Genomic DNA, 25,012 nt, shown 5'->3' with positions numbered 1-25,012 from the left:
GAGCAACATTGGCGAGGGAGAAAATGAAAACAAACATCCGTCGACTAAGCTATGTGATCCTGGGTTCCTTTGTCCTGTTAAGCCTTTATATTGGTTATATCAATGTATTCCTTGGTCCGGCGCTGGCCACAGATCCCCATAACCGGCGCCTGGCGGTTTACGAGGCCAAAGTGCATCGGGGAACCATCTACGACCGCCGGGGAACGGTACTGGCAAAAAGCCAGGAGGGCAGGCGCAGTTACCCCCTGGGGAAAAATGCAGCTCAGGTAGTTGGTTTTATCTCCCAGCGTTACGGGCGCACCGGCCTGGAATCGGCGTATGACCGTTACCTTTTAGCCATGACCGACGAAGATAAAATTGAGGTGATTATTGACCGACTGCTGGGGCGTCCCCGGGTGGGCAACGATGTGGTAGTTACCCTAGATGCCCGCCTACAGCTACTGGCCATGCGGCTTCTCGGCAACCGTCGGGGTGCAGTTGTGGCGCTGGATCCAAGAAACGGGGAGATTTTAGCCCTCGCCAGCAGTCCCAGTTACGATCCCAATGCCATCGGGCAACCGGCCGGGCGTTCCCGTGACGGTAAGGTTCTCGCCGTATACGATTTGTTGCAGAAGGATAAAAGGGCACCGCTTTTAAACCGGGCTACCCAGGGAGCCTATCCACCCGGTTCAACCTTTAAATTAATCACCGCAGCCGGTGCCCTGACTACAAATCCCAAGGTGAACGAACGTATTTTTAATTGTCAGGGCAGTCTAATAATTGACGGCTTTCGACTTACCGATACTGCAGCCCATGGGGAGGTGGATTTTCGCCGTGCCCTGGCGGTGTCCTGCAATACCACTTTTGCCCGCTTGGGCCTGGAAATGGGAGCAGAAAGGTTTTACCAGACTGCCCGCGCTTTTGGCTTGACTTTAAACCCCTGGGCGGGTGGCCTTCCGGAAGTTGCTTACCGGCCCGGGACCCTCACCCCCCCGGAGAAGATGAATAAACCACAGTTGGCCTCCAGCGCCATCGGCCAGGGGGAGGTGCTGGTCAACCCGTTGCAAATGGCCCTGGTGGCGGCGGCCATTGCCAACGATGGGGTGATTATGCACCCCCATCTTTTAGCCCGGGTGCAGGACCCGTACGGAGGGGTGCTTTTACAGTCTGTCCCACGGCCATGGCTTACCGCGATCAGTCCGGAGGTTGCCGGTGTCATCAAGGAGGCTATGGTGGATGTGGTAAGGGAGGGAACCGGCAGGGGGGCGGCTCTTCCCGGCATAACCGTGGCTGGTAAAACAGGCTCGGCACAGAATCCCAGGGGGGACACCCATGCCTGGTTTGTCGGCTTTGCCCCGGCCGAGAGGCCCCGGGTGGTGGTGGCGGTGATTGTGGAAAACGGTGGTGCCGGCGGGGTGGTGGCTGCCCCCATTGCCCGGGAGATAATCCGGGCGGTACTGACTGCCGGCCCGTAGTTTAGAATAGAATGGAATTGGAAAAGCTAAACTACCCAACCAAGACTTGAGGTGACAGGTAATGATTGGGAGGCAGTTGGGGAACCGGTACGAAATCCTGGAACAACTGGGCGGCGGGGGAATGGCCATTGTTTATAAAGGCCGGGATACTTTTTTAAACCGCCTGGTGACCATCAAGGTCCTGCGCCCCGAATTCTCCTCGGATAAAGACTTTACCCGTCGTTTTCGCCGGGAAGCCCAGGCGGTGGCCAGCCTTTCCCACCCCAATATCGTGTCCATTTACGATGTGGGGCAGGAAGATGATATCCAGTACCTGGTAATGGAGTATGTGGACGGGGAGGACTTAAAAACCGTCATTCGCCGGGAAGGGGCCCTGTCTCCGGAAAAGGCGGTGCAGATTGCTTTCCAGGTCCTGGATGCCCTGGAACACGCCCACGAGAACAACATCGTGCACCGGGATATTAAACCCCATAATATCCTTATCACGAAGAGCGGGCGGGCAAAACTAACTGATTTCGGCATTGCCCGGGAAGCCACAGCGGCAACCGTCACGCAGACCGACACCATTGTGGGGTCGGTGCACTACCTCTCGCCGGAGCAGGCCCGGGGGGAACTGGCCGGCCCCCAGTCGGATATTTATTCCCTGGGCGTAGTCCTTTATGAAATGCTTACCGGCAGCGTACCCTTTGCCGGGGACAGTCCCATTGCCGTAGCCATTAAACACATCCAGGAAGAACCGGAGCCTCCCTCCCGGCGCAATCCCGGTATTTCCCCGGGACTGGAGCAGGTGGTCCTGCGAGCCATGCAGAAAAATCCCCAATCACGTTTTGCTTCTGCCCGGGAGATGGCCCGGCACCTGGAAGACCTTTTTGCCCGGGACGGTGAAGAGGCCACCCGTTTCATTCCCCTGGATGAGATGGCCACCCGGGTGCTCAAGCCGGTAGAGAAGCCCAGGGAGGAAGGGGTGCGCCGTCGCAAGTTGCGTCCGGTGGGATGGGTGGTCCTGGCCCTTCTCCTGCTGGCCCTTTTGTCAGGGGGCGCATTTGCCCTGAACAATTATCTTAAAGGACCGACCCCGGTAACAGTGCCGTCGGTGATAAACAAGGAGTTATCCGAGGCCCAGAAGATACTGACCAATTTAGGACTGCAGGTGGCGGTACGCAAGGAGCACCATCCCAGGATCCCCGAGGGATATGTAATTGACCAGGATATTGGCCCTGGAGATGCGCCGGTAAAGCCTCCCCGGGTCATCACCCTCACGGTCAGCCTGGGCCCCGACCTGCGGGAAGTACCCGACCTGTACCGGCTGAGTCTGGAAGACGCGCGCATACGCCTGGCTGAAAGTGGTCTGGTCCTGGCCGAACAGGTGCAGAGAGGTTACGACGATAACGTTCCCCCGGATCTGATCTTTCAACAATCTCCTGCCGCCGGCGAACGAGTAGCTCCCAACACCCCGGTGACGGTTTATCTTTCCCTGGGACCAAAGCCCAGGCAGTCCAAGGTGCCCAACCTCATCGGGCTGACCCTGGACCAAGCCCGAGCCAAGCTGGCCGAAAACAACCTGAGCCTGGATGAAAATGTCGAGTGGGTTGAGAGTACCGATTACTTCCAGAATCAGGTGGTCAGTCAGGATCCTGCTCCCGACAGCATGGTTGACCAGGGCACGTCCGTAAAGGTAACCTTAAGCAAGGGGCCGGGACCCGTACCCAGGGAGGCCCGGGTGAGGGTGCCCCTTGACAACGATGGGCAGGCTCACCAGGTCAAGATTGTGATTAACGATGTCCGGGGAACCACTTTAGCCTATGTAAATACTCATCAACCGGGGGAGAAAGTGGAAACGACTGTGCGCTATTACGGCAGGGCCACTATCCAAATATACGTTGATAATAAACTGGTGAGACAGAAAGCTCTTCAAGAGGGAAAGAACGATGACGATGATTGAAAAGGGGGGAGCGTAACCGGTTAAAAAATGCTGCGGGAAGGAACGGTGGTCAAGGCTTACGGCGGACATTATTATGTAGCGAGCGGCGAGGAAATTCACGACTGCGTCTTGAGGGGACGCTTTCGCCGGGAAAAGAAGCAGGTGCTGGTTGGGGACCGGGTTACCTTTCGCCTCCTACCCCAGGGTCAGGGGGTAATTGAAGAGGTACACCCCCGCCGGACCACCCTTGTGCGTCCGCCGGTAGCCAATGTAGACCGGGCACTGATTGTGTTTGCGATGAAGGATCCCGACCCCAATACCTTTTTACTGGATCGGTTTCTCATCCAGGCCGAACATGCCGGGGTAGGGCCGGCCATTTGTTTTAACAAGGTGGACCTGGGAGAAGATCTAAGCCGGGATATGATCGGGGCCTACCGCCGGGCAGGTTATCCGGTTGTTTGTACCAGTGTTCTGGATGGCAGCGGCCTTGATGAATTGCGTGCCCTGCTACAGGGACATATTACCGTACTGGCCGGGCCTTCGGGGGTGGGTAAGTCCAGCCTGTTAAATGCCATGGTTCCCGGTTTAAATCTAAAAACCGGGGAGATCAGCCGCAAATTAGGCCGGGGCCGGCATACCACCAGGCATGTGGAGCTCCTGTGTTTGCCCGGGGGGGGTCTGGTAGCAGATACCCCGGGGTTTTCCAGCCTTTATTTGCCCGAAATGAAACGGGAAGAACTGGGGGAGTTTTATCCGGAATTTGTAGCCCGCCGCGACGATTGCCGCTTCACCGGCTGCCTGCATTTCCAGGAGCCCGATTGTGCGGTAAAAAGGGCCGTTGAAAAAGGGGAAATTTCCGCCTTTCGCTACGAAAACTATTTACAATTGCTGCAGGAAGTAATGGAACTGGAGAGGAGATACTGAGTGATCAAAATAGCACCGTCGATTCTCTCGGCTAACTTTGCCCGCCTTATGGAAGACGTGCAACGGGTGGAGAGGGCCGGGGCAGACTACCTCCACCTTGACGTCATGGACGGCCACTTCGTGCCCAACATTACCATCGGGCCACTGGTGGTGGCGGCTCTGCGGCCCCACAGCCGGCTGTTTTTTGACGTTCATTTAATGATCGAAGAGCCCGACCGTTATATAGATTCCTTTGTTGAGGCGGGGGCAGACCTGATCACGGTACATGCGGAAGCCTGCCGGCACCTGCACCGCACGCTCACGCATATCCGGGAAAAGGGGGCCAGGGCCGGGGTAGCCCTGAATCCGGCCACTCCCCCTGAAGTGCTGGAATACCTGCCCGGACTTTTTGATCTGGTACTGGTGATGACCGTTAACCCGGGCTTCGGTGGGCAGGCCTTTATTCCCCAGACCATCCTCAAAATCCGCAAGATCCGGGAGATGCTGAATGGTGCCGGGTTGGAGGCGGAAATCCAGGTGGACGGTGGTATCAATCCCTCCACCGCCCCACTGGTGGTACAGGCCGGGGCTACGGTACTGGTGGCTGGTTCGGCTGTTTTTGGTGCCCCGGATCCGGTAGCGGCTATTCAGAAAATCCGGCAAGCGGCAAAAGGGGGTGAGTAGATGGCTGTCTGGAAGTGCCAGGAGTGCGGGAATGTAGTGGAGGCCCGCTGCAAGCCCGGCAAGTGCAAGTCTTGCGGTGCACCCAAGGATAAGCTTGCCAAGGAATCCCAGCCCAAGAAGTAGTTTCCTGGAGTTACAATGTCATACATAACCTGGGGGATAGACCCGAAAGGAGCGACTTTTACTTAGAAATTGTCGCGGGCACAGGCAGGAATTTCTTCCCTTTCGTCAAAACCTTCCTTTAGCCTGTAGTACGGAAGTGGCGTGGGGCCATGCGTTCTAAGGCTAATTTGTTTGATAGCAATCCAGGAAGGGGAGTCAATTATGGGCGATGAGCAACAAGTGGTAATCTTCCAGTTAAACGATCAACAATATGCCCTGCCCATTCAGGAAACCCAGGAGATCATTCGCATGACCGATATTACCCGGGTGCCTAACACTAAAAGTTACATTGAAGGTATCATCAATCTCAGGGGTAGTATCGTGCCGGTAATTAACCTGAACAGACGCCTGGATCTGCCTGTGCGGGATTACACCGATGCCACCCGGATCATTGTGGTGGAGTATGAAGGACAAAAAGTGGGTATGATTGTTGATAACGTTCTGGAGGTGGGTCGCTACAACCCCAATGAAATGGAACCGCCGGCGGTGGCTGGAGACAACATGGAGTTCCTCCGGGGGGTAATAAAAAAAGGCGACCGCCTGTGGTTATTGCTCAACCTGGGCCGGGTTTTGTAGGCCGCGGGTTTTGTGCCCTGTTACAGGGCCACACCGGGGGCAGCTTTTACCGGGTGGCCTTTTTTATGGGTTTCGGTTTATGGCATTTTTCACGGGGTTTTCGGGCGTTTCCCCTTAAGTAAAGAAAGAGGTGTTTTGCTTGTCCAACCAGGAAACACTGCGTTCCCGCCTGCTGGACATAGATGGCCGTGGTTACGGTGCCTATAAGTCCATTGGCGGCAGCTATTCTTTTGACCGTTACACTCTCTTTATTGATCACGTACAAAGCGATCCCTTTGCCCCCCCCAGCCGCCTGCGGGTGCGGGTGGACCAGCGTTTGGCCAGTTTTCCTCCCGAACTGTATGCCACCACCCCCCGGAGAATTGCCCTGGAGGACTACCTGATGCGACAGTTTGGCCGGGCAATCAGCCGCCATGCCCGGGGGCACCGGGGGACCGGTAAAAGCGGCCTGATCGCTATAGGCCACTGCGGCCAGGAAATTCTCGAGCGTACCGGGGCAGTTGTTAATAAGAAGTATGTAGAGATCCGTTTTAACGTTGGTCTGCCTGCCCGGGGGCGTACCATTACCGGCTGGGAAGCAGTGCGCATCTTCTTTGAAGAGATTCCGGCCATCGTCAACGAATCCCTGTTTTATAAAAGTCTGGACGCAGCGGCCTTAAAACAACAGGTGGAACTGGTGGAAGACCAGGAATTTTTAAGGGCCCGGCTGGATGAACGGGGCCTGGTGGCCTTTGTGGCCAACGGAGCCATCCTGCCCAGGGAAAGCGGCGTAAGCGACCGCCCTTTAACCAGGGGCCGGGTAATTCCCTTTCAATCTCCGCCGGAACTGGAGGTTTCCTTTGAGCTGCCCAATCGCGGCACGGTGACTGGCATGGGCGTTCCCCGGGGGGTCACCCTCATTGTGGGAGGAGGCTACCACGGCAAGTCTACCCTTTTGCGTGCCCTGGAAAGGGGAGTCTACAACCATATCCCCGGAGACGGGCGGGAACTGGTAATTACCGTGGATGACGCGGTGAAAATCCGGGCCGAGGACGGCCGCAGCGTGGAAAAGGTGGATATCAGCGCTTTTATAAACAATTTACCCCATGGCCAGGATACCCGGGCTTTTTCCACGGAAAACGCCAGTGGCAGCACTTCGCAGGCGGCTAACATCGTGGAGGCCCTGGAAGTGGGGACCCGTTTGTTGCTTCTTGACGAGGATACCAGTGCCACCAACTTTATGATCCGGGATGGCCGCATGCAGGAACTGGTGGCCAAGGAATTCGAACCCATCACCCCCTTTATCGATAGGGTGCGCCAGCTTTACGAGCACCTGGGTGTTTCCACCGTCCTGGTGGTGGGCGGATCGGGGGATTACTTTGCGGTGGCCGACCGGGTCATTATGATGCAAAACTACATCCCCTTGGATGTAACCCGGCGGGCCAGGGAGATAGCTTTGCGCCACCGTGATGAGCGCCGGGTAGAGGCTGTTGGTACTTTTAACCGGATTACCTCCCGTATCCCTTTGCCTGCCTCCTTTATCCTTGAGGGACGGGCCAGGGTAAAAGCGCGGGGGATCGATGAAATTGTCTATGGCCACATGGATATTGACCTGCAGGATGTGGAGCAACTGGTGGACCCCGCTCAATTGCGGGCCATAGCTGAGATCATCAAGTATGCGGCTAAACACTACATTAACGGGGAACGAACCTTGAGGGAAGTAGTCCTGGCGGTTCTGGCGGATATAGATAGAGAGGGCCTTGATGTTGTATCTCCCTTTAAAGGACAGCACCCGGGGGATTATGCTCGCCCCCGGGTGCAGGAAATTGCCGCCGCTATTAACCGCTACCGTCGCTTGCAGGTGCGCCAGCAGTTATAACTAGACCTCACAGCCGCAGCAGCAACTGCAGCTTTCATCGGAACAGGAATGCTGGCCGCCGGAAATGGCATCGCTAATGATCTGGTTGATTTCTTCCAGTAACTGTTCGAAGTTGTGTTGAGCACGGAAAAATTCCGTAATCAACGGGTTATCCATCATGCGCTTTTCCAGATCTTCCACATCGGCCTTCTGGCTTTCCGTAAGTTCCAGGCCCTGGGTCTGGATCATTTGCAGGAACCGCTGCTTTTGATGAAATTCATCGATGATTTGCTTGGCGGCAGGATCCTGCAGCATAGCCTGCTGGGCCTGGATCATGGCCGTCAACTCCTGGGAGCGGGCAATTTCTTCTCCCAGTTCCCGGGCCTTTGCGATTACAGACACATCAATCACCTCCCATCCGGGAAAATATTGATCATACCGTCGCCGCCAATTTGCCTTCCAGGTGGGTGAGGCGGGCTCCGGTAACAGTCACATTCACCAGTTGCCCGGCGAGATCCCTGGAACCGGGGAAAATCACCAGCCGGTTTGTCCTGGTGCGGCCGCTCATCATTTCGGGGTTGGTTTTGCTTTCGCCTTCCACCAGAATCTGCTCCACCCGGCCAACGAGGGCCTTGTTATGGGCCAGGGTGATTTCGTTCTGTCTTTCAATGAGCTTCTGAATCCTTTCGCTTTTTACTCCGTCGGGTACCTGCTCAGGAAAGCGTGCCGCCGGGGTGCCCGGCCGGGGGTTATATACAAAGGTAAAGGCGCCGTCAAAGCGCACCCTTTCCACCAGATCCATGGTCTGGGCAAAATCCTCTTCCGTTTCCCCGGGGAACCCTACCATGATATCAGTGGTTATGGCCACGCCGGGTATAGCCCGGCGAATGCGCTCCACCAGGTCCAGGTAATAGTCCCGGTCATAACCCCGGTTCATCAGCTTCAGGATACGGTTGCTGCCTGCCTGCACGGGCAGATGGATATGTTCGCATACGTGGGGGCAGCGGGCAATGGTATCAATCAGTTCCCGGGTAAAATCCCGGGGATGGGAGGTGGTAAAACGGATACGCCAAAGACCCGGAATTTGATCCACTTCTGTTAGCAGGCGGGCAAAACTGGCCGGCCCGGGCAAATCCTTGCCGTAAGAGTTCACATTCTGCCCTAAAAGGGTGACTTCCCGGTAGCCTTCCTGTACCAGTTGGCGAATCTCGTTAAGAATGTCTTCCGGCCGGCGGCTGCGCTCCCGCCCGCGCACGTAGGGTACAATACAGTAGGTGCAAAAGTTATTGCAGCCGTAGGTGATGTTTACCCAGGCCTTCACCCTGGAGGCCCGGCGGATAGGCAGGTTTTCCACGATCTCGCCGGCCTGATCCCATATCTCCACCACCCTTTCCCGGCATTCCCGGGCCTGTAAAAGGAGTTCGGGCAGGCGGTGTAAGTTGTGGGTACCCAGGATGAGATCCACCTGGGGAAAACGGTTTTTGATTTTGCGGGTTACTTCCGGCTGCTGGGTCATGCATCCAGCTATGCCAATGATCAGGTCGCCCTTTTTATCCTTTAAGTGAGCCAGACGCCCCAAAAGGCCGTAGATCTTGTTTTCGGCCGTTTCCCGTACGCAGCAGGTGTTCACCAGTATTACATCGGCCTCACCGGTGCTGGCGGCTGGTTCGTAACCCAGGGATTCCAGCATGCCGGCCATTACCTCAGAGTCGTGGTCATTCATCTGGCACCCAAAGGTTATTACTTCGTAGGTGGGTATTCTTTCCTTCATACCTGATCCCTTCCCGTTACTCCTCGTATTATATCTTATTTGGGGACCGGGCGCAAACTTATTTTCATCATGGCTTCGGAGCCTGGACATCGGAACCGGGTTTTCCTTTTGCCTGGCAGTTCTTTGTGTTATAATGGTGCCCAGGAGGGGATTATTGGTGTCCTACACCCCCATGCTGAAACAGTATTTGCAGATTAAACAGAATTATCAAGACGCCATACTCTTTTTTCGTCTCGGGGATTTTTACGAAATGTTTTTTGATGATGCCCTGATAGCCTCGCGGGAACTGGAGATTACCCTTACCGGGAGGGACGCCGGGGCAGCCGGCCGGGTGCCCATGTGCGGGGTGCCCTATCATGCGGCAGACACCTATATTGCCCGTTTAATTGAACGGGGGTACAAGGTGGCCATTTGCGACCAGGTCGAGGACCCGGCCGATGCCAGGGGGATCGTGCGGCGGGAAGTGACCCGGGTGGTTACCCCCGGCACGATCATGGAATGCCTGGAGGAAAGAAAACATAATTTCCTGGCCGCCGTAGTTGAAAAAGGCAATGCTTACGGTCTGGCCGTGGTTGACGTAACCACGGGCCTGTTCATGGTTACCCAGATAGACGGCCGGGATGCCCTGCTGGATGAACTAATCCGCCTGGAACCGGCCGAGGTTCTCCTGCCCGATATACCCCTTTACCGGGAGCTGGCCGGGGCCGTCAAGTCCCGGCTGCCCAAAGCGGTTACTTCCTTCTGGAGTCCCGCCGCCTTCGAGCGGGGGGAGGCGGTCCGGAGCTTACAGGAACAGTTGGGAACGGGTTGGACCCGCTCCGGTTTAAGCGGCCTGCCCCTGGCCATCCTTTGTGCCGGGGGAATGTTGAATTACCTTAAGGCCACCCAGAAGCGGGAGCTGGGCCAGATCAACCGGGTAGAAATATACTGTGGGGGCCAGTACATGCACCTGGACGGGGTCACCCGGCGCAATCTGGAGTTAACCAGTTCCTTAAGGGATGGCTCCCGTTGGGGTACCCTTCTCTGGGTGCTGGACCACACGGTCACGGCCATGGGCGGGCGTTTGTTGAAGTCCTGGCTGGAGCGCCCCCTGCTGGATGTGCAGGCCATTCGTGCCCGTCAGGATGCGGTGGAGGAACTGGTCAATGATAGTCTTGCCCGCCAGGAACTGCAGCACCTTTTAAAGACCATCTACGATTTGGAAAGGTTATCCTCCCGGGTAGTCTACGGCACCGCCGGTCCCCGGGATTTGCTTGCCTTGAAAAACTCCCTGGCCGTTTTGCCAAAGGTAAAAAAAGTGCTATGCAATAAAAAAGCTCCCCTCTGGCAGGAGATTGCCGGAGATCTGGACTGCCTGGAAGATGTTGTCCAGCTCTTAGATGAAGCTATTGACGCCGATCCCCCTGCCGGTTCCAGGGAAGGTGGTATCATCCGGGAGGGATATCATCCCGAGGTGGACCGCCTGCGCCAGGCCAGCCGGGAGGGTAAAAACTGGCTGGCCCAGCTGGAAGCCCGGGAAAAGGAGCGTACCGGTATCCGCTCCTTGAAGGTAGGCTTTAATAAGGTGTTTGGTTATTACCTGGAAGTAACCCGCCCCAACCTTGATCTTGTGCCCGCTGACTACATACGCAAGCAGACCCTGGCCGGGGCGGAGCGTTTTATTACCCCGGAGTTAAAGGAACTGGAAGAACAAATCCTGGGAGCAGAAGAAAGGCTTGTTCAGCTGGAATACCGTTTATTTACCGAAATAAGGGAAAAAGTGGCTGCCCAGGTGAGGCGCATTCAACAGGCAGCGGGGGCGGTAGCCCGTACCGATGTCCTTCTTTCCCTGGCCGAGGCAGCGGTGAAGGGAAATTATGTCCGTCCCAAGGTAAACGACGGTTCCCGCATAACCATCCGGGAAGGTCGTCACCCGGTGGTGGAGCAGGTGCTTGAGCCGGGAGAATTTGTGCCCAACGACGTGGATCTGGGGGGCGATACCCGCCTGATCCTGCTCACCGGACCCAATATGGCGGGGAAAAGCACCTATATGCGCCAGGTGGCCCTGCTGGTATTAATGGCCCAGGTGGGTAGCTTTATTCCCGCTGCCTCCGGGGAAATAGGCATTGTGGACCGCATTTTTACCCGGGTGGGGGCCAGCGACGACCTGGCCGCGGGGCAAAGCACTTTCATGGTGGAGATGAGCGAATGCCAGGTAATTGTCAGTGCGGCCACGCCCCGGAGCTTGATCATCATGGATGAGGTGGGGCGGGGTACCAGCACCTACGACGGCATCAGCATTGCCCGGGCACTGGTGGAATACATTGTGCGCCGCATCGGTGCCCGAACCCTCTTTTCCACCCATTATCACGAATTGACTGAACTGGATGTCTTGCCCGGGGTCAAAAACTTTACCGTTGCCGTGGAGGAAAGGGGAGAAGACGTGGTTTTCCTGCGCCGGGTGCGTCCCGGGCGGGCAGACCGTAGCTACGGCATCCAGGTGGCCCGCCTGGCGGGCTTGCCCGGGGAAATCCTGCAAAGAGCCGAAGAAATACTCCACGAACTGGAGTGCCGCCAGGACGGGGGAGCTGTAAGCCCGGCGCCAAGGGACCTGCCGGCTCACAGGGAAGAGAAAACTGCGGTTCCCAAACATCCTATCCTGGATGAACTGGTGAAACTGGATCTGTGGCAAATGACCCCCCTGGAGGCCCTGAATACCCTTGCCGCCTGGCAGCGGAGTTTAAAACAGGGTGTAAGGCGGGTAGCCGGCCACGGTAGTTAGAGTGGTCATTCCTTGGAAAAGAGATTTCGGTAGGGGGTGAAACCTTCCCGTGTATATAGGCATAGATGTCGGAGGCACCTGTACTGATGCGGTTCTCCTGGATCGGGGGCTGGTCCGGGCCATGGCCAAGGTACCTACCCGGGAGGACCTGTTATCCTCCCTTCTGGAAGCCCTGGACGAGATTATGAAAGGAGTAGAGGGGGAACTGGTGGAGCGGGTGGTCTTCAGCACCACCGTGATCACAAATTTGATTGCGGAAAAGAAATACGATCCCGTGGGCTTGATCCTCATGCCCGGGCCCGGCTTAAGCCCCAGCCTGTACCGTTTCCCTACCGACACACATATCATCCAGGGAGCCATTGACTACCGGGGGCGGGAGATTATTCCGCTGCGCTTGACCGAGGTGGACCAGGCTGCCGCAGAACTGGCAGCCAGGGGTTATCGTAAGGTGGCTGTAGTGGGTAAATTTTCGTGCCGCAACCATCGTCATGAAAAGGAAGTGGCCGCCCGCGTACTATGGAACTACCCCGACTGGCATGTGGAGCTGGGTCATCAGGTGGCCGGACAATTGAACTTTCCCCGCCGGGTGGTTTCCACTTATCTCACCTGTGCCACCCGGGAAAAGTACCAGTTTTTTGTTCGTTCCGTCCAGGAGGCCATCTCGCAGCGGGGAATAAAGGGTGCCATTTTTATTCTCAAGGCCGACGGCGGTACCCTGCCCCTGGAAAGTTCCCTGGAGGTGCCCGTGGAAACCATTTTTAGCGGGCCGGCGGCCAGTACGTTGGGGGTGCAGGCGTTGACGCCGCCGGGGGAAACGGCGGTGGTGGATATCGGTGGTACCACCACCGACCTGGCCCTGATCTTGAGCGGCCAACCCCTTTTAGCCTCCCGGGGAGCCCGGGTGGATGACATGCTCACTCACGTACGGGCGCTGGCGGTGAAATCGGTGCCCGTGGGAGGCGACAGCGTTGTCGAACGGGTAGGGAAGGACATTATCATTTATTCCGAACGCCTGGGAGCCCCCTACTGCCTGGGTGGTCCTTTACCCACACCCACCGATGCCTTGAGGGTGCTGGGGTTAACCAGGCTTGGAGATGCCGACCGGGCCCGGGAAGCCATGCAGATGCTGGGTGCACCTTTAGGGCTTTCCGTTGCCGAAGTGGCCAGCCGGGTGACCACCCGGGTAATTGAAACCATTACCCGGGAAATTGAAGCCATGTTTAGCCGCTGGGAGCAGGAACCGGCTTACCGGGTTTGGGAAGTGCTGCAGAAGAAGAAAGTACGCCCCAGTACCGTGGTGGGTGTGGGCGGTGGGGCGGCCGGTTTTGTTTCCCAGATTGCTGCCCGTTTGGGGTGTTACCCGGTGATCCCGCCCTACGCCCCGGTGGCCAACGCCATCGGAGCGGCAGTGGCCCGGCCTACCCTGCAGGTAACCTTAAGGGCCGACACGGAGCAGGGTTTTTACATCATCCTGGAGGAGGGCTATCAGGGAAAGATCACCGAGCGTTCCTTCAATGAGGAAAATGCTTTAGAACTGGCCAAAGAATGGCTGTGCAAGCGGGCCGCCCGTCACGGGCTGGAAGACTGCGTGGAAGGGTTGGAGGTTACCAGGCGGGAAGTCTTCAACATGGTGCGGGACTGGGTGACGGTCGGTCGCTTAATTGATGTCACCGTACAGACCCGGCGGGGGATTTTGTACCACGTGGGAGCGGGGGGGACCAGTGAATGAAAAATAAGAAAACCGGCCTGGTATTTTTCCCGGCCTTTGACTGGGCCATTTCGCCCACCCACCCGGAACGGGAAGAACGTCTTTTATACACCCGGGATCAGATCTTTGAAGAAGGGGTTCTGGATCTGCCCGAAATAGAGGAGTACGCCCCCCGCCTGGCCACCATCCACGACATTGCCCGGGTACACTTCTGTGTTCCCCGGGTGCAAAGCCAGGTTACCGAGGCCCATCTTATTGCCGCCGGTTCGGCCACCCTGCTGGCCGATGCCATTGTGCATGGAGAATTAAAAAACGGTTTTGCCCTGGTGCGTCCCCCGGGGCACCATGCCATGCGGGTGGTCCACGGCAACCGGGGTTTTTGTAATATCAATAATGAGGCCATTCTAGTGGAATACCTGCGCCGCCACCATGGTATTAAGCGCATTGCCATTGTCGACTCGGACGTACATCATGGGGATGGCACCCAGGACATCTTCTATCACGATCCCGATGTTTTATTTATTTCCTTTCACCAGGACGGGCGCACCATTTACCCCGGAACGGGATTTCCCAATGAACTGGGCGGCCCCGGGGCCTATGCCCGTACCATTAATATTCCCCTGCCCCCGGGATTGGGCGATGAGACCTTTCATTATGTGGTGGATAATTTGATTTTACCGATCTTAGAAGACTTTAAACCGGAATTTATTATCAACTCCGCGGGGCAGGACAATCATTTTACCGATCCCCTGGGCAGCATGCGTTTTACGGCCAGGGGCTACGCCGAGTTCACCCGCAAGCTTAACCCCCACCTGGCGGTGCTGGAGGGGGGGTATGCCATTGAAACGGCTCTGCCTTATGTCAACCTGGCCATCCTGCTGGCCCTGGCCGGCCATGACTATTCTTACGTGCGGGAGCCCGAATGGCCCGGAACGATGCCGGAAAACCCGGAACGGGTAGCCAGGGTACAACGGGTGGTAGAACAGCTCCGGAACGTATGGGAAAACAGGGACCGGGTTGATCTGGATAAAATTTTTGGCACCGGAACTTTTTTTCAGCGCCGTAAGCACATCTATTACGACACCGACTACATTGAAGAGGAACAGCTTGAAAGGGTACGCCGCTGTCCCAACTGCCCCGGCTATATTACCATCGATTCCCGGGCCGATCATGGTTACGGTCACCCCAGCCGGGTGTTCTGCGTGTCCATACCCTTTACGGCCTGTGGGACCTGTCAAACCGAGGCTTACGATGCCTATGAACAGGCCAGGGGGCTTGTTCAGTACCAGTTTGTCTACCTGCAGGATAAATCTACCGACACCTTCCTGGCCTTTGACCAGGATAAGGCCCAGGAATGGGTTTCCGAGGGTCCAAGGGTGGGGGAATAATTGCCGAAGATTGTTATTCTGGATGAAACTACGGCCAACCAGATTGCCGCCGGTGAGGTGGTGGAAAGACCGGCCTCGGTGGTCAAAGAACTGGTGGAGAACTCCCTGGATGCCGGGGCTTCGACCATCTCGGTGGAAATTGAACAGGGGGGCCTGACCCGCATTGTGGTCCGGGACAACGGCTGCGGCATGGACGAGGAGGACGCGCAGCTTGCCCTTTTACGCCATGCTACCAGTAAAATCCGCGGGCCGGCGGATCTTTCCCGGATCACCACCCTGGGCTTCAGGGGAGAGGCGCTGCCCAGTATAGCCGCGGTAAGCAAATTGACCCTGAAGACCCGCACCGCCACTGCCGACCGGGGAACTTTTCTGGAGGTGGTAGGGGGCAAGGTGATCAATAGCGGCCCCGCCGCCCTGGCTCCGGGGACTATTGTCACCGTGGAAAACCTTTTCTATAACACTCCGGCCAGGAAAAAATATATGAAGTCCCCCGGCACCGAGGGGGGTGTGGTGGGAGACTATGTTTTCCGCCTGGCCCTGTCCCGGCCGGAGGTGGCCATACGGTTTACCCATAACCGACGGCAGGTTTTTGCCTCGCCGGGGACCGGCAAGCTGCTGGATGTCATTGCTTCCTTCTACGGTTCAGAGCTTGCCCGGGAAATGCTTCCGGTAGAGGACTGCTCCGGGGATTGGCTGCTGATAAAGGGGTATACCGGACGGCCCACCCTGCACCGCAGCAACCGCCGCCAGGTCACCGTGTTAATCAACGGCCGGTACGTGTATAGCCCCCTGGTTACCATGGCGGTGTGCGAGGCATACCACACCCTTTTACCGGCCGGCCGTTACCCGGTGGCGGTGATTTCCCTTTCCGTCGCTCCGGAACTGCTGGATGTCAATGTTCACCCGGCCAAGCTGGAGGTCCGGCTGGCCCGGGAAAGGGAAGTGTCTGAGGCCGTTACCCGCGCCGTCCGGAAGGCCCTGATGGGCAACCGGCTGGTCATTCCAGGAGCGGTACTGCGGGAGCACGGGCCTGATTTGCGGGAGGAGCCCCTGCCACGGGTACCCCGTTTCTTCCCGCGGGAGGCCGGCAGACAACAGGTTTTGTTTCCAGACCATCCGCCGCACAGCCTCCCCCCGGCCGGCAGGGAGGGTTACGTGGTCGAAGCGGCGCCGGTGTATGACCATGCCGGGCCCTCCTTCCCTGCGGTAGAGTATGTGGGCCAGCTCATGCCAACCTATCTTTTAGCCGCGGGACCGGATGGCCTGTATATCGTTGACCAGCACGCCGCCCACGAGCGGGTTCTCTATGAAAAATACCTGGCCGCGCTGGCCGGTCCGGGAGCAGCTTCCCAGATGCTTGCGCTGCCGGTGAATGTCTTTCTCACCCACCGGGAAGCCCGCCTGTTGGAAGCACACCGGGAATTCCTTGCTTCCCTGGGATTTGTACTGGATTTCTTCAGCCAGGATACGGTGGTGGTACGGGGACTACCACCGGATTTCCCTCCGGGAGAAGGTGAATCCTACTTGCGGGACATAATTGGTTACCTGGATGAACCCGGCCGCTCCCCATCCCGGGAGGACCTGGTGCATCACCTGGCGGCTCAGGTTGCCTGCCGGGCGGCAGTAAAGGCCGGGGAAGGACTATCCGGGGCGGAGGCCAGGTCCCTTTTGGAGCAGCTGGCGGCGGCCGGGAATCCTTTTACCTGTCCCCACGGCAGGCCCACCATTATCCATGTTTCTCACCAGGAACTGGCTCAGCGCTTTAAACGCTGCTAAAGCGGAGGTGGTGTTCTTGTCGGCCGTGTGCGTGGTCACCACGGGCCACCGGGCCGGTACTCCGGAGTTGGAACTGGCTGCCCGGTTAAGTTCGCGGCTGGGGGTGCCCCTGGTACCCCGTGCCGGCCTTTCCATTCCTGCCCTGACTAAAAAATACGGTGTTTCCGGTGTTCTGGTGGTCTCGGCCCGCCGGGTTTCCTATTTCTATAATGGTGAAGAGCTTTTTCTGCACCCCAGCATGGCCAAGTTGCGTATAAGCGAGATAAAAGCTGGAAAAACTGATTGGATGATTAAAGCCATGGGCTTACAACCGGGGGATTGGGTTTTAGACTGCACCCTGGGCCTGGGGGTGGACGCCACCGTGGCTTCCTTTGTGGTGGGTAACCAGGGCCGGGTGGTAGGGGTGGAGTCGTCCCCTGTGCTCGCGGTTCTTGTGGAGCACGGCCTTAAAACCTATCGCGACCACGCCCCCCGGGAATTGATTGAAGCCATGGCCCGCATTGAGGTGGTTTGCGCCAATCATTTATCCTATTTAAAAGGGTTGGCCGCAGAAAGCTTTGATGTGGTTTACTTTGATCCCATGTTTCGCAAACCTCTTGAAAAATCCGCGGCCATCAACCCCGTGCGCCTGGTAGCTAATCCCGCCCCCCTTTCAGTTCAGGCTGTGCAGGAAGCCGTAAGGGTGGCCCGGCGACGGGTGGTGATGAAGGAAAGCCGGGACAGCGGTGAGTTTGCCCGGTTGGGTTTTACCCGGGTCCAGGGTGGCAAATCCTCCCCCGTGGCTTACGGGATCATCGAAAAAAGAGGGGGAACGGGTTGATGGAAACACCAATACCCCTGTTGGTCCTGGTTGGTCCTACGGCCGTGGGTAAAACCGCCGTTTCGGTAGAGGTAGCCCTAAGATTGGGGGGAGAGATTGTTTCCGCCGATTCCATGCTGGTCTACCGCTATATGGATATCGGCACGGCCAAACCAACACTGGAAGAACGGCGGGGCGTTCCCCACTATATGATTGACATCATTGAGCCCGATGAGCCCTACAGCGTGGCCCTTTACCAGGCGCAGGCCCGGCAACATATCCGTGAAATATGGGAGCGGGGCAAGTTACCCCTTTTAGTCGGGGGTACCGGGCTTTATGTTCGCTCGGTAATTGAACCCTACCATTTCACCAGTGCCGGTGTAGATGAATATTTTCGCCGTAAGCTCTTGAGGGAGGCAGAAGAAAAGGGGCCGCAAGCCGTTTACCGGCGACTGGTCGAGGTGGACCCCGAGACGGCGGCCCGGGTTCATCCCAACAACTTAAAGCGAGTGATCCGGGCCCTGGAAGTTTATCACCTCACGGGGCGCCCCATGTCAAGCGCCTTGCGGGAAGAAGGGGAAAAGCCTCCTTATAATCTTTTAATCCTTGGACTGACCATGGATCGGCAATGGTTGTACCGGCGCATCGAAGCCCGGGTGGATCAAATGATGGAGATGGGTCTGGTAGAAGAAGTGCAGGCCCTTTTAGACCGGGGGTACAGTCCCCGCTTAACCTCCATGCAGGGTCTCGGATACAAGGAAATTATCGCCTACCTGCGGGGGTTGTCCACCCTGGATGAAGCGGTTTATTTGCTCAAAAGGAACACCCGGCGTTTTGCCAAAAGGCAGTTTACCTGGTTCAAACGGGACCAGCGGATTAACTGGATCAATGTAGGGCAATATACCAGTTTAACGGAAGTTGCCCGAGAAATTACGAGGCGTGCAGAAGGAGTATTGCTAAATACGTCGAAGAGCAATTAGAAAAAAATAACTACCGACGGAGGGACCTTTCAATGAGCAAGCCACAAATAAATTTACAGGATGCCTTTTTAAATCAGGTGCGCAAGGAAAACGTTCCCGTGACCATCTTTCTGGTCAACGGTTTCCAGCTAAAGGGAGTGGTCAGGGGCTTCGACAATTTTACCGTCATTTTGGAAAGCGACGGCAAGCAAATGATGGTTTATAAACACGCCATTTCCACCGTTAGCCCTATGCGTCCCATGAGCACCACCTTTTCCGAACAAAAAACACAATAAATTCAAGGAGCCGGTCTCTCCGTTGGAGGGGCCTTTTTGTTGGGTTCATTTTGTTCACTTACCCGTTCTTCCTGCCGGATAAAGTCCCAGAAGGCCCCGGCGGCGAAACTCCCCGGCCATTCCGGCGCATGGATCAAATAAAGGTAGCGGGTCAGGTCCATATTCTGCAGGGCCACCTGGCACACCCTTCCCAGGGCCAGGGGTTCGGCGGCGGCCAGGGCGGAAACCAGGCTGACCCCCAGGCCAGCCTGTACAGCCGTAATTACGGCCCGGGTACTGCCCAGTTCCATCACCACCCGCGCTTCTTCCAGGGAATGGCCCACCTGGGCCAGTTTTTCCTCCAGGGAACGGCGCGTGCCTGAACCTGGCTCCCGCAGGATCAGGGGTTGGTCCAGCAATTCACCCGGATTTACCGCTTCCCGGTTCGCCCAGGGGTGTTCCGGTCCCACAATAAGCACCAGCCGGTCCCGATACCAGGGCAAACATTCCAGCCCTTCCTCTTTGACGGGTGCGCCGGTGACTCCCAGATCGATTTCCCTCTCCCGCACCCAGCGGATGACCTGGCCGCTTCCGGCTATGCGCAGGGTAACCTCTATTCCCGGGTAATGTCGGTGAAAACGGCCGATCAACAGGGGCAACAGGTATTCGCCGGGAATGGTGCTGGCTCCCAGGCAAAGGTGTCCCCTTTTAAGCCCCTTCAGTTCATCCAGTCCGGCTTTGATTTTTTGAAAATGGCGCAATATTTGCCGGGCTTCGGGATAGAGGAGGCGTCCGGCTTCGGTAAGTTCCACCTTTTTATCGCCCCGGTAAAAAAGGGTCGCACCCAGGCTTTCCTCCAGCGACTTTATTTGAAAGCTTACTGCCGGCTGGCTCATGTAAAGATGCTTGGCCGCCCGGGTAAAGCTCTGCAGTTCCGCTACCCATAAAAAGGCTTCCAATTGTTTTAAGTTCATCCCTTTTCCACCGCCAGTACCGCCCTGGCTGCCGCGAGCACGGCCAGTTGGACATATTCCTTGGACAACCCCCCCTGCATGTACACCGCGTAAGGTTCACGCATGGGCGCGTCGGCGCTCAACTCGATGGAGGAACCCTGCACAAAGGTGCCGGCAGCCATAACCACCGCATCACTGTAACCGGGCATGTCCACCGGTTGAGGCCGCACATGGGAATCCACGGGAGAGGACTGCTGCAATCCCTGGCAGAAAGCGATCACCCTTTCGGGTGAGCCCAAAAGAATGGCCTGAACAATGTCGGTGCGTTCTTCCTGGGGTGCGGGGTCTACTTTAAAGCCCAGCCGTTCAAAGAGGCGGGCGGCAAAGATGGCCCCTTTTAAAGCCTCGGCTACCACATGGGGAGCCAGGAAGAGTCCCTGGAAGAGCAGGCGCTGGTAGTCGGGGCTGGGTCCCACTTCGCTGCCCAGGCCCGGTGCCGTCAGGCGGTTGGCAGCCATTTCCACGTAAAGCTGCCTCCCTACCACGTAACCGCCGCTGGGAGCCAGGCCCCCGCCGGGGTTCTTAATTAACGATCCGGCCACCAGGTCAGCTCCTACCGCCGGGGGTTCCAGGGGTTCGACAAATTCACCGTAGCAGTTGTCCACAAAGATTACCACGTGGGGGTGTTTTTTCTTAATCCATGCGATGGCCCGGCCCATCTCGTTCAGGTTTAAAGACGGGCGCAAACTGTAGCCCCGGGAACGTTGAAACATTACCATCCGGGTGCGCTTGTTAATGGCCTGGGCAATGTCTTGTGTATTCAGACTGCCATCGGGAAGCAGGTCTACCTGCCGGTAGGTGACACCCAACTCCTTTAAAGATCCCGGGACATGGCTTCGCATGCCGATCATTTCCTGGAGGGTGTCATAGGGTGCTCCCGTTACTGCCAGCAGTTCGTCTCCGGGGCGCAAAACCCCAAACAAGCACAGGGCAATGGCGTGGGTGCCGCTGACAATTTGTCCTCGCACCAGGGCCGCCTCGGCCTGAAATGCCCGGGCGTACACCTTTTCCAGGGTTTCCCGTCCCTGGTCACCGTAACCATAACCGGTGGAACCTTTCAAATGGTAATCGCTTACCCGGGCGTGGTGAAAGGCGGCCAGTACCCGGGCATGGTTTTGACGTGCCACCGCCTCGACTTTTTCGTAATAAGGCTTTACTTCTTCTTCTACTTCTGCCGCCAACGTGGTTAAGTCCGTTGCAATCAAGCTAAGACTCCCCTTTATATGGTATAGATGGTATTCTTCTAATACTTCATCACGCAATTCGCAGCGCGCAGTGTGTTGACCCCGGCTGCACTTGTTTGGTATTCGTTTCCAGTGCTAGAGCCCTCCTCTCGGGCGACGGCTCTGATCCATTTGAGTGTGTTGCGTCAAATTCCCGGGTTGCTTTCATGCGCCCGGAGGATATCTTCCCGGGTGATGGTCATTAAATCTTCCCGGCTGACCTGGCCCCTGCGGACGAGGCGAACTGCCTGCTGGCGTATGGCCCGCTCAATGAGATTGCGCACCAGGCGGGCATTGCCGCTGTGCACGTGAAGGGATCGGGTTTCCTCCAGGATGAGGCGAAGCTCGTCCCGGGCTCCCGGGGACAAATGGTACTGGCGCTTTTTAAGCATCAGGTCGGCTATGGCCAGCAGCTCTGGGGTGGAGTAATCGGGGAAGGTGATGTGGATGGGAAACCGGGAGCGTAAGCCCGGGTTGCTTTCCATAAACCATTCCATCTCCTGGCGGTAACCGGCCAGGATGAGAATCAGATTGTCCTTGTGGTCCTCCATTCCTTTGACCAGGGCATCAATGGCTTCCCGTCCAAAATCCTTTTCACCGCCCCGGGCCAGGGAATAGGCTTCGTCGATAAAGAGAATGCCTCCCAGGGCCTTCTTAATCTGCTCCCTGGTTTTTTGAGCCGTATGACCGATGTATTCCCCCACCAGGTCAGCCCTTTCCACTTCTACCAGGTGGCCTTTGGGTAAAACACCCACCTCTTTGAAGAGGCGGCCGATGATGCGGGCTACGGTGGTTTTACCCGTCCCCGGATTGCCCTTAAAAACCATGTGCAAGACCTGGGGTTCGGTGGCCAGCTTTTCCCTTTGCCGCCGGCGCTGGATTTCCACAAAGGCGTGGATTTCCCCCACCAGCTTTTTTACCCCGGCAAGACCAACTAAAGAGTCCAGTTCCTTCATAATTTCCCGGACGTTTTTCTGACGCTGCTCTTCACCCGCACCATGGTTTTTTTCCAGTTTTCCCCCTGGTGAAAAAACAGGAAGGTTCCGGCGTTCATTTGCTAAAGTTCCGTTCTGTTCACTGTGGTTTTGCCAGAGCCTGATTTTCACCAAAGGTGATCACCTCGCAGGCCAGGGCTTTAATTTAAATTATACGCCTGCCCGGGAGGATCATTGACCTTCTTTGGGATTGTTTAACCCTGTGGGTTATTATTACCAATAGCATTGTTTCCTAAAGGTATAGAGCTATCCAGAGCTATTTTTCTATCCCTCGCTGGTTTCTCCTGCTGTCACCCAGCATTTTCCCTGGCATTGAGGAGGGTTTGGTTTCCGGGTATCGAATTATGTTAATAATCGCAATGGTCTTAATATTTTGAGGGAGAGGCGGCTGCTTTGGACATTTACCGGCGTTTTTTGCCCCTGCACACAAGGCTGGCCATTTTGTCCTTTGTTTCGGTGGTGCTGGCCATTTTAGTGGCCGTCCTGCTCGTGGGGATTAGGGTATCCCACCTGCTTGAAGAGGAGATGGGCATGCGTGCCCTGGCCATTGCCCGTACCCTGGCCCAGATGGAGGCCGTACATAATAATGTGGGGCGTCCCGGCGGTGCCAGCGTCATTCAGCCCGTGGCCGAAAAAATCAGGCTGGCTACCGGGGTGGAGTACATTGTCGTGGTGGATATGAACCGGGTGCGTTACTCTCACCCGGTGGCCGAACGCATTGGAGGCAAATTTTCCGATCGGGATCTGGACCCGGCCCTGTCCGGCCGGGAGTATATTACCCGTACTGCCGGGGTGATGGGTCCGGCCGTCCGTGCCTTTTCTCCCATCAAGGTGGATGAAGGTACGCGGCAGGTGGGAGTGGTGGTGGTGGGTATTATTACCCCCACCTTTGCCGAGCTCTTCCGGGCCATCCAGGCTCAACTCTACCCATCCCTGGCCATCGGGTTGCTGGCCGGTTTGCTGGGTTCCCTCTACCTCGCCAGCAGGATTAAAGGGGCCATGTTCACTCTGGAACCCGAGGAGATCGCCCGTATCCTGGAAGAACGCACGGCCATGCTGCAGGCCATGGGCGAGGGTATTATTGCTATCGACCGGAATATGCGTATTACCGTGATCAACGAAGAAGCCAAACGTCTGTTGGGTACGGATGACGAGGTGGTAGGCCGGTCCATTACCGAAGTGCTCCCGGATAGTTTTTTACCCCGGGTGTTGCAAACGGGTCAACCGGAGTTTAACCAGGAACGGGTTTTAAATAACACCGTCATTATTGTTAACCGGGTACCAGTACTGGTGAAGGGGGAGATTGTCGGGGCGCTGGCTTCCTTCCGGGACCGTACCGAGGTACATCGCCTGGCTGAGGAATTAACCGGTGTAAAATCCTTTGTAGAGGCCCTGCGAGTGCAAAACCACGAGTATCTGAACCGTTTGCATACCATTGCCGGTTTGCTCCAGTTGAACCGGGTGCAGGAGGCGGTGGACTATATCTTTGCCGTTACCGAGGAGCAGCAGAAACTGACCCGTTTATTAACCAAAAACGTTTGTGACTACAGTATTGCCGGGTTGCTGCTGGGCAAATACAGTCGGGCCCGCGAACTGAAGGTGGAACTGTCCATCGACCGCTCCTGCCGGCTTACCCGCCTGCCCCCCCGTATGGATGCCGCCGCCTTGGGGGTGGTGCTGGGCAATCTCCTGGAAAACGCCCTTGATGCGGTGCGGGAGATGGAACCTGCCCGGCGGCAGGTGCACTTTACCATGAGGGATGATCCGGAGGGCCTGGTACTGGGGGTGCGAGACACGGGTGCGGGCATATCGGCACATCTCCGGGAGCAGATATTTGAACAGGGCTTTTCCACCAAAGGAAATGGGCGGGGTATTGGTTTGTATCTGGTGAAAAAACACGTGGATACGGCCGGTGGGGAGATCACCCTGCATTCCCGGGAGGGGGAAGGAACCACGGTGACGGTGCGTATTCCTTATTCAGCCTGATCAACCGGGGAAGGCAGGGTGACTCTACCCGCTTAAGAAGTTAAGTTGTCCAACCAGTTAAAAAGGGATAATGGCCCGGCCAGGGGTGACCCCAGGACAGACACGAGAGGTGATTTTTCTTGGGCGACATCGGTGTACTCATTGTAGAAGATGATCCCATGGTGGTGGAGGTAAACCGGGGCTTTGTCAATGCCGTACCCGGCTTTCAGGTGGTGGGGGTGGCCCGTACTGGCCGGAAGGCGGTGGAAATGGTGGCCCGCTTAAAGCCCGCCCTGACCCTTCTGGATGTCTACCTGCCGGATATGAGCGGCTTGGAAGCCCTGCAGGAAATCCGCCGCCGGGGTCTGCCCACCGACGTATTGCTGGTCACTGCCGCCCAGGACGTGGAAACCATTCAACACGCCTTCCGTTACGGGGCGGTGGACTATATTATCAAGCCCTTCAAGTTCAACCGCTTGAAGACCGCCCTGGAGGGTTTTGCCCTTTTATACAGCCGGTTGAATAAGGATGACCGGCTGGAACAGGACGATATCGATCGCCTGGCCCTGAGACGAACTCCGGTAGTTGTTAACGAAGTCGGTGCAGCAGAGATGCCCAAGGGTTTAAATGAGGTTACTTTAAAGCAGATTTTACTTTTCCTGATTAAAGATGGGGGTGCCCTGTCGGCTGAAGAGGTGGCCGCCGGTCTGGGGCTGGCCAGGGTGACCGCCCGTCGTTACCTGGAATACCTGGCCGCATTGGGTAAAGTCACCCTGGGACTGCAGTATGGTTCAGTAGGCCGTCCCATCAAGAGGTACAAAATTAAAGTTCCGTAAACATAA

General features: G+C 56.8%; 21 protein-coding genes. 16 read left to right on the top strand and 5 right to left on the bottom strand.

Translation table 11 applies throughout. The features are described 5' to 3' along the window. The first annotated feature begins 23 nt into the window (after positions 1-23). From J2Z49_RS04345 to J2Z49_RS04315, 7 genes are all read left to right on the top strand, one after another. The gene (locus J2Z49_RS04345; protein WP_307400168.1) at positions 24-1,454 is read left to right on the top strand and encodes a peptidoglycan D,D-transpeptidase FtsI family protein; all 1,431 of its coding nucleotides are present in this window, start codon (positions 24-26) and stop codon (positions 1,452-1,454) included. A gap of 61 nt (positions 1,455-1,515) precedes the next feature. Then, positions 1,516-3,396 carry a Stk1 family PASTA domain-containing Ser/Thr kinase gene (pknB, locus tag J2Z49_RS04340; protein ID WP_456151679.1) on the top strand — a complete coding sequence of 627 codons (1,881 nt, stop codon included), beginning with the start codon at positions 1,516-1,518 and terminating at the stop codon, positions 3,394-3,396. Between the two features lie 27 nt (positions 3,397-3,423). Further along, complete coding sequence (rsgA, locus tag J2Z49_RS04335; RefSeq protein ID WP_307400164.1) at positions 3,424-4,299, top strand: ribosome small subunit-dependent GTPase A; 876 nt, start codon at positions 3,424-3,426, stop codon at positions 4,297-4,299. Beyond that, a complete protein-coding gene (rpe, locus tag J2Z49_RS04330) occupies positions 4,300-4,962 on the top strand; it encodes a ribulose-phosphate 3-epimerase (protein ID WP_307400162.1) in 663 nt (220 codons plus the stop codon). It begins immediately after the preceding gene. Continuing rightward, entirely contained in the window at positions 4,963-5,085 is a 123-nt protein-coding gene (locus J2Z49_RS04325; protein ID WP_307400160.1) for an RCKP-type rubredoxin-like domain-containing protein, read from the top strand. Between the two features lie 201 nt (positions 5,086-5,286). Then, entirely contained in the window at positions 5,287-5,700 is a 414-nt protein-coding gene (locus tag J2Z49_RS04320) for a chemotaxis protein CheW (protein ID WP_307400159.1), read from the top strand. A gap of 139 nt (positions 5,701-5,839) precedes the next feature. Beyond that, complete coding sequence (locus J2Z49_RS04315; RefSeq protein WP_307400157.1) at positions 5,840-7,558, top strand: ABC-ATPase domain-containing protein; 1,719 nt, start codon at positions 5,840-5,842, stop codon at positions 7,556-7,558. Here J2Z49_RS04315 and J2Z49_RS04310 read toward each other — a convergent pair whose 3' ends face one another. Together J2Z49_RS04310 and miaB are read right to left on the bottom strand one after the other, a co-directional pair. Continuing rightward, complete coding sequence (locus J2Z49_RS04310; RefSeq protein ID WP_307400155.1) at positions 7,559-7,939, bottom strand: YlbF family regulator; 381 nt, start codon at positions 7,937-7,939, stop codon at positions 7,559-7,561. A gap of 31 nt (positions 7,940-7,970) precedes the next feature. Next, entirely contained in the window at positions 7,971-9,308 is a 1,338-nt protein-coding gene (gene miaB / locus J2Z49_RS04305) for a tRNA (N6-isopentenyl adenosine(37)-C2)-methylthiotransferase MiaB (protein WP_307400153.1), read from the bottom strand. Positions 9,309-9,480: 172 nt separating this feature from the next. Between miaB and mutS the strand changes: the two genes are divergently transcribed. Genes mutS through hfq form a run of 7 tightly spaced genes read left to right on the top strand, consistent with a single transcriptional unit; the run spans position 9,481 to position 18,995 of the window. Then, positions 9,481-12,069 (top strand): DNA mismatch repair protein MutS, encoded by a 2,589-nt coding sequence (gene mutS, locus J2Z49_RS04300; protein ID WP_307400340.1) that lies wholly within the window; start codon positions 9,481-9,483, stop codon positions 12,067-12,069. 49 nt (positions 12,070-12,118) lie between these two features. After that, positions 12,119-13,798, top strand: coding sequence for a hydantoinase/oxoprolinase family protein (locus J2Z49_RS04295; protein ID WP_307400151.1), 1,680 nt, complete (start codon positions 12,119-12,121; stop codon positions 13,796-13,798). Next, positions 13,795-15,165, top strand: coding sequence for a histone deacetylase family protein (locus J2Z49_RS04290; protein WP_307400148.1), 1,371 nt, complete (start codon positions 13,795-13,797; stop codon positions 15,163-15,165). The genes J2Z49_RS04295 and J2Z49_RS04290 overlap by 4 nt, the downstream gene beginning before the upstream one ends. Next, positions 15,166-16,941, top strand: a complete 1,776-nt coding sequence (gene mutL / locus J2Z49_RS04285; RefSeq protein WP_307400146.1) for a DNA mismatch repair endonuclease MutL — start codon at positions 15,166-15,168, stop codon at positions 16,939-16,941. Between the two features lie 25 nt (positions 16,942-16,966). Beyond that, complete coding sequence (locus J2Z49_RS04280; RefSeq protein WP_307400338.1) at positions 16,967-17,761, top strand: class I SAM-dependent methyltransferase; 795 nt, start codon at positions 16,967-16,969, stop codon at positions 17,759-17,761. After that, positions 17,761-18,720: a tRNA (adenosine(37)-N6)-dimethylallyltransferase MiaA gene (gene miaA, locus J2Z49_RS04275; RefSeq protein ID WP_307400145.1), complete on the top strand. Its 960-nt coding sequence runs from the start codon at positions 17,761-17,763 to the stop codon at positions 18,718-18,720. The genes J2Z49_RS04280 and miaA overlap by 1 nt, the downstream gene beginning before the upstream one ends. 32 nt (positions 18,721-18,752) lie before the next feature. Further along, positions 18,753-18,995 carry an RNA chaperone Hfq gene (gene hfq / locus J2Z49_RS04270; protein WP_121451686.1) on the top strand — a complete coding sequence of 81 codons (243 nt, stop codon included), beginning with the start codon at positions 18,753-18,755 and terminating at the stop codon, positions 18,993-18,995. Positions 18,996-18,997: 2 nt separating this feature from the next. Here the strand turns inward: hfq and J2Z49_RS04265 are convergent, their stop codons facing one another. From J2Z49_RS04265 to J2Z49_RS04255, 3 genes are all read right to left on the bottom strand, one after another. Further along, on the bottom strand, positions 18,998-19,948 hold the full coding sequence (locus J2Z49_RS04265) for a selenium metabolism-associated LysR family transcriptional regulator (protein WP_307400143.1): 951 nt from the start codon (positions 19,946-19,948) through the stop codon (positions 18,998-19,000). Then, complete coding sequence (locus J2Z49_RS04260; protein ID WP_307400141.1) at positions 19,945-21,192, bottom strand: methionine gamma-lyase family protein; 1,248 nt, start codon at positions 21,190-21,192, stop codon at positions 19,945-19,947. The genes J2Z49_RS04265 and J2Z49_RS04260 overlap by 4 nt, the downstream gene beginning before the upstream one ends. A 164-nt stretch (positions 21,193-21,356) precedes the next feature. Further along, on the bottom strand, positions 21,357-22,319 hold the full coding sequence (locus tag J2Z49_RS04255; RefSeq protein WP_307400139.1) for an AAA family ATPase: 963 nt from the start codon (positions 22,317-22,319) through the stop codon (positions 21,357-21,359). A 279-nt stretch (positions 22,320-22,598) separates the two neighbouring features. On the opposite strand from J2Z49_RS04255, the gene dcuS reads away from it, so the two are divergent. After that, positions 22,599-24,191 (top strand): DcuS/MalK family sensor histidine kinase, encoded by a 1,593-nt coding sequence (gene dcuS, locus J2Z49_RS04250; protein WP_307400137.1) that lies wholly within the window; start codon positions 22,599-22,601, stop codon positions 24,189-24,191. 119 nt (positions 24,192-24,310) lie between these two features. Continuing rightward, the gene (locus J2Z49_RS04245) at positions 24,311-25,006 is read left to right on the top strand and encodes a response regulator (protein ID WP_307400136.1); all 696 of its coding nucleotides are present in this window, start codon (positions 24,311-24,313) and stop codon (positions 25,004-25,006) included. Positions 25,007-25,012 lie beyond the last annotated feature (6 nt).

This window comes from Desulfofundulus luciae (assembly GCF_030813795.1).
Lineage (GTDB): Bacteria > Bacillota > Desulfotomaculia > Desulfotomaculales > Desulfovirgulaceae > Desulfofundulus > Desulfofundulus luciae.
This window is presented reverse-complemented; position numbering and strand designations above follow the sequence as displayed.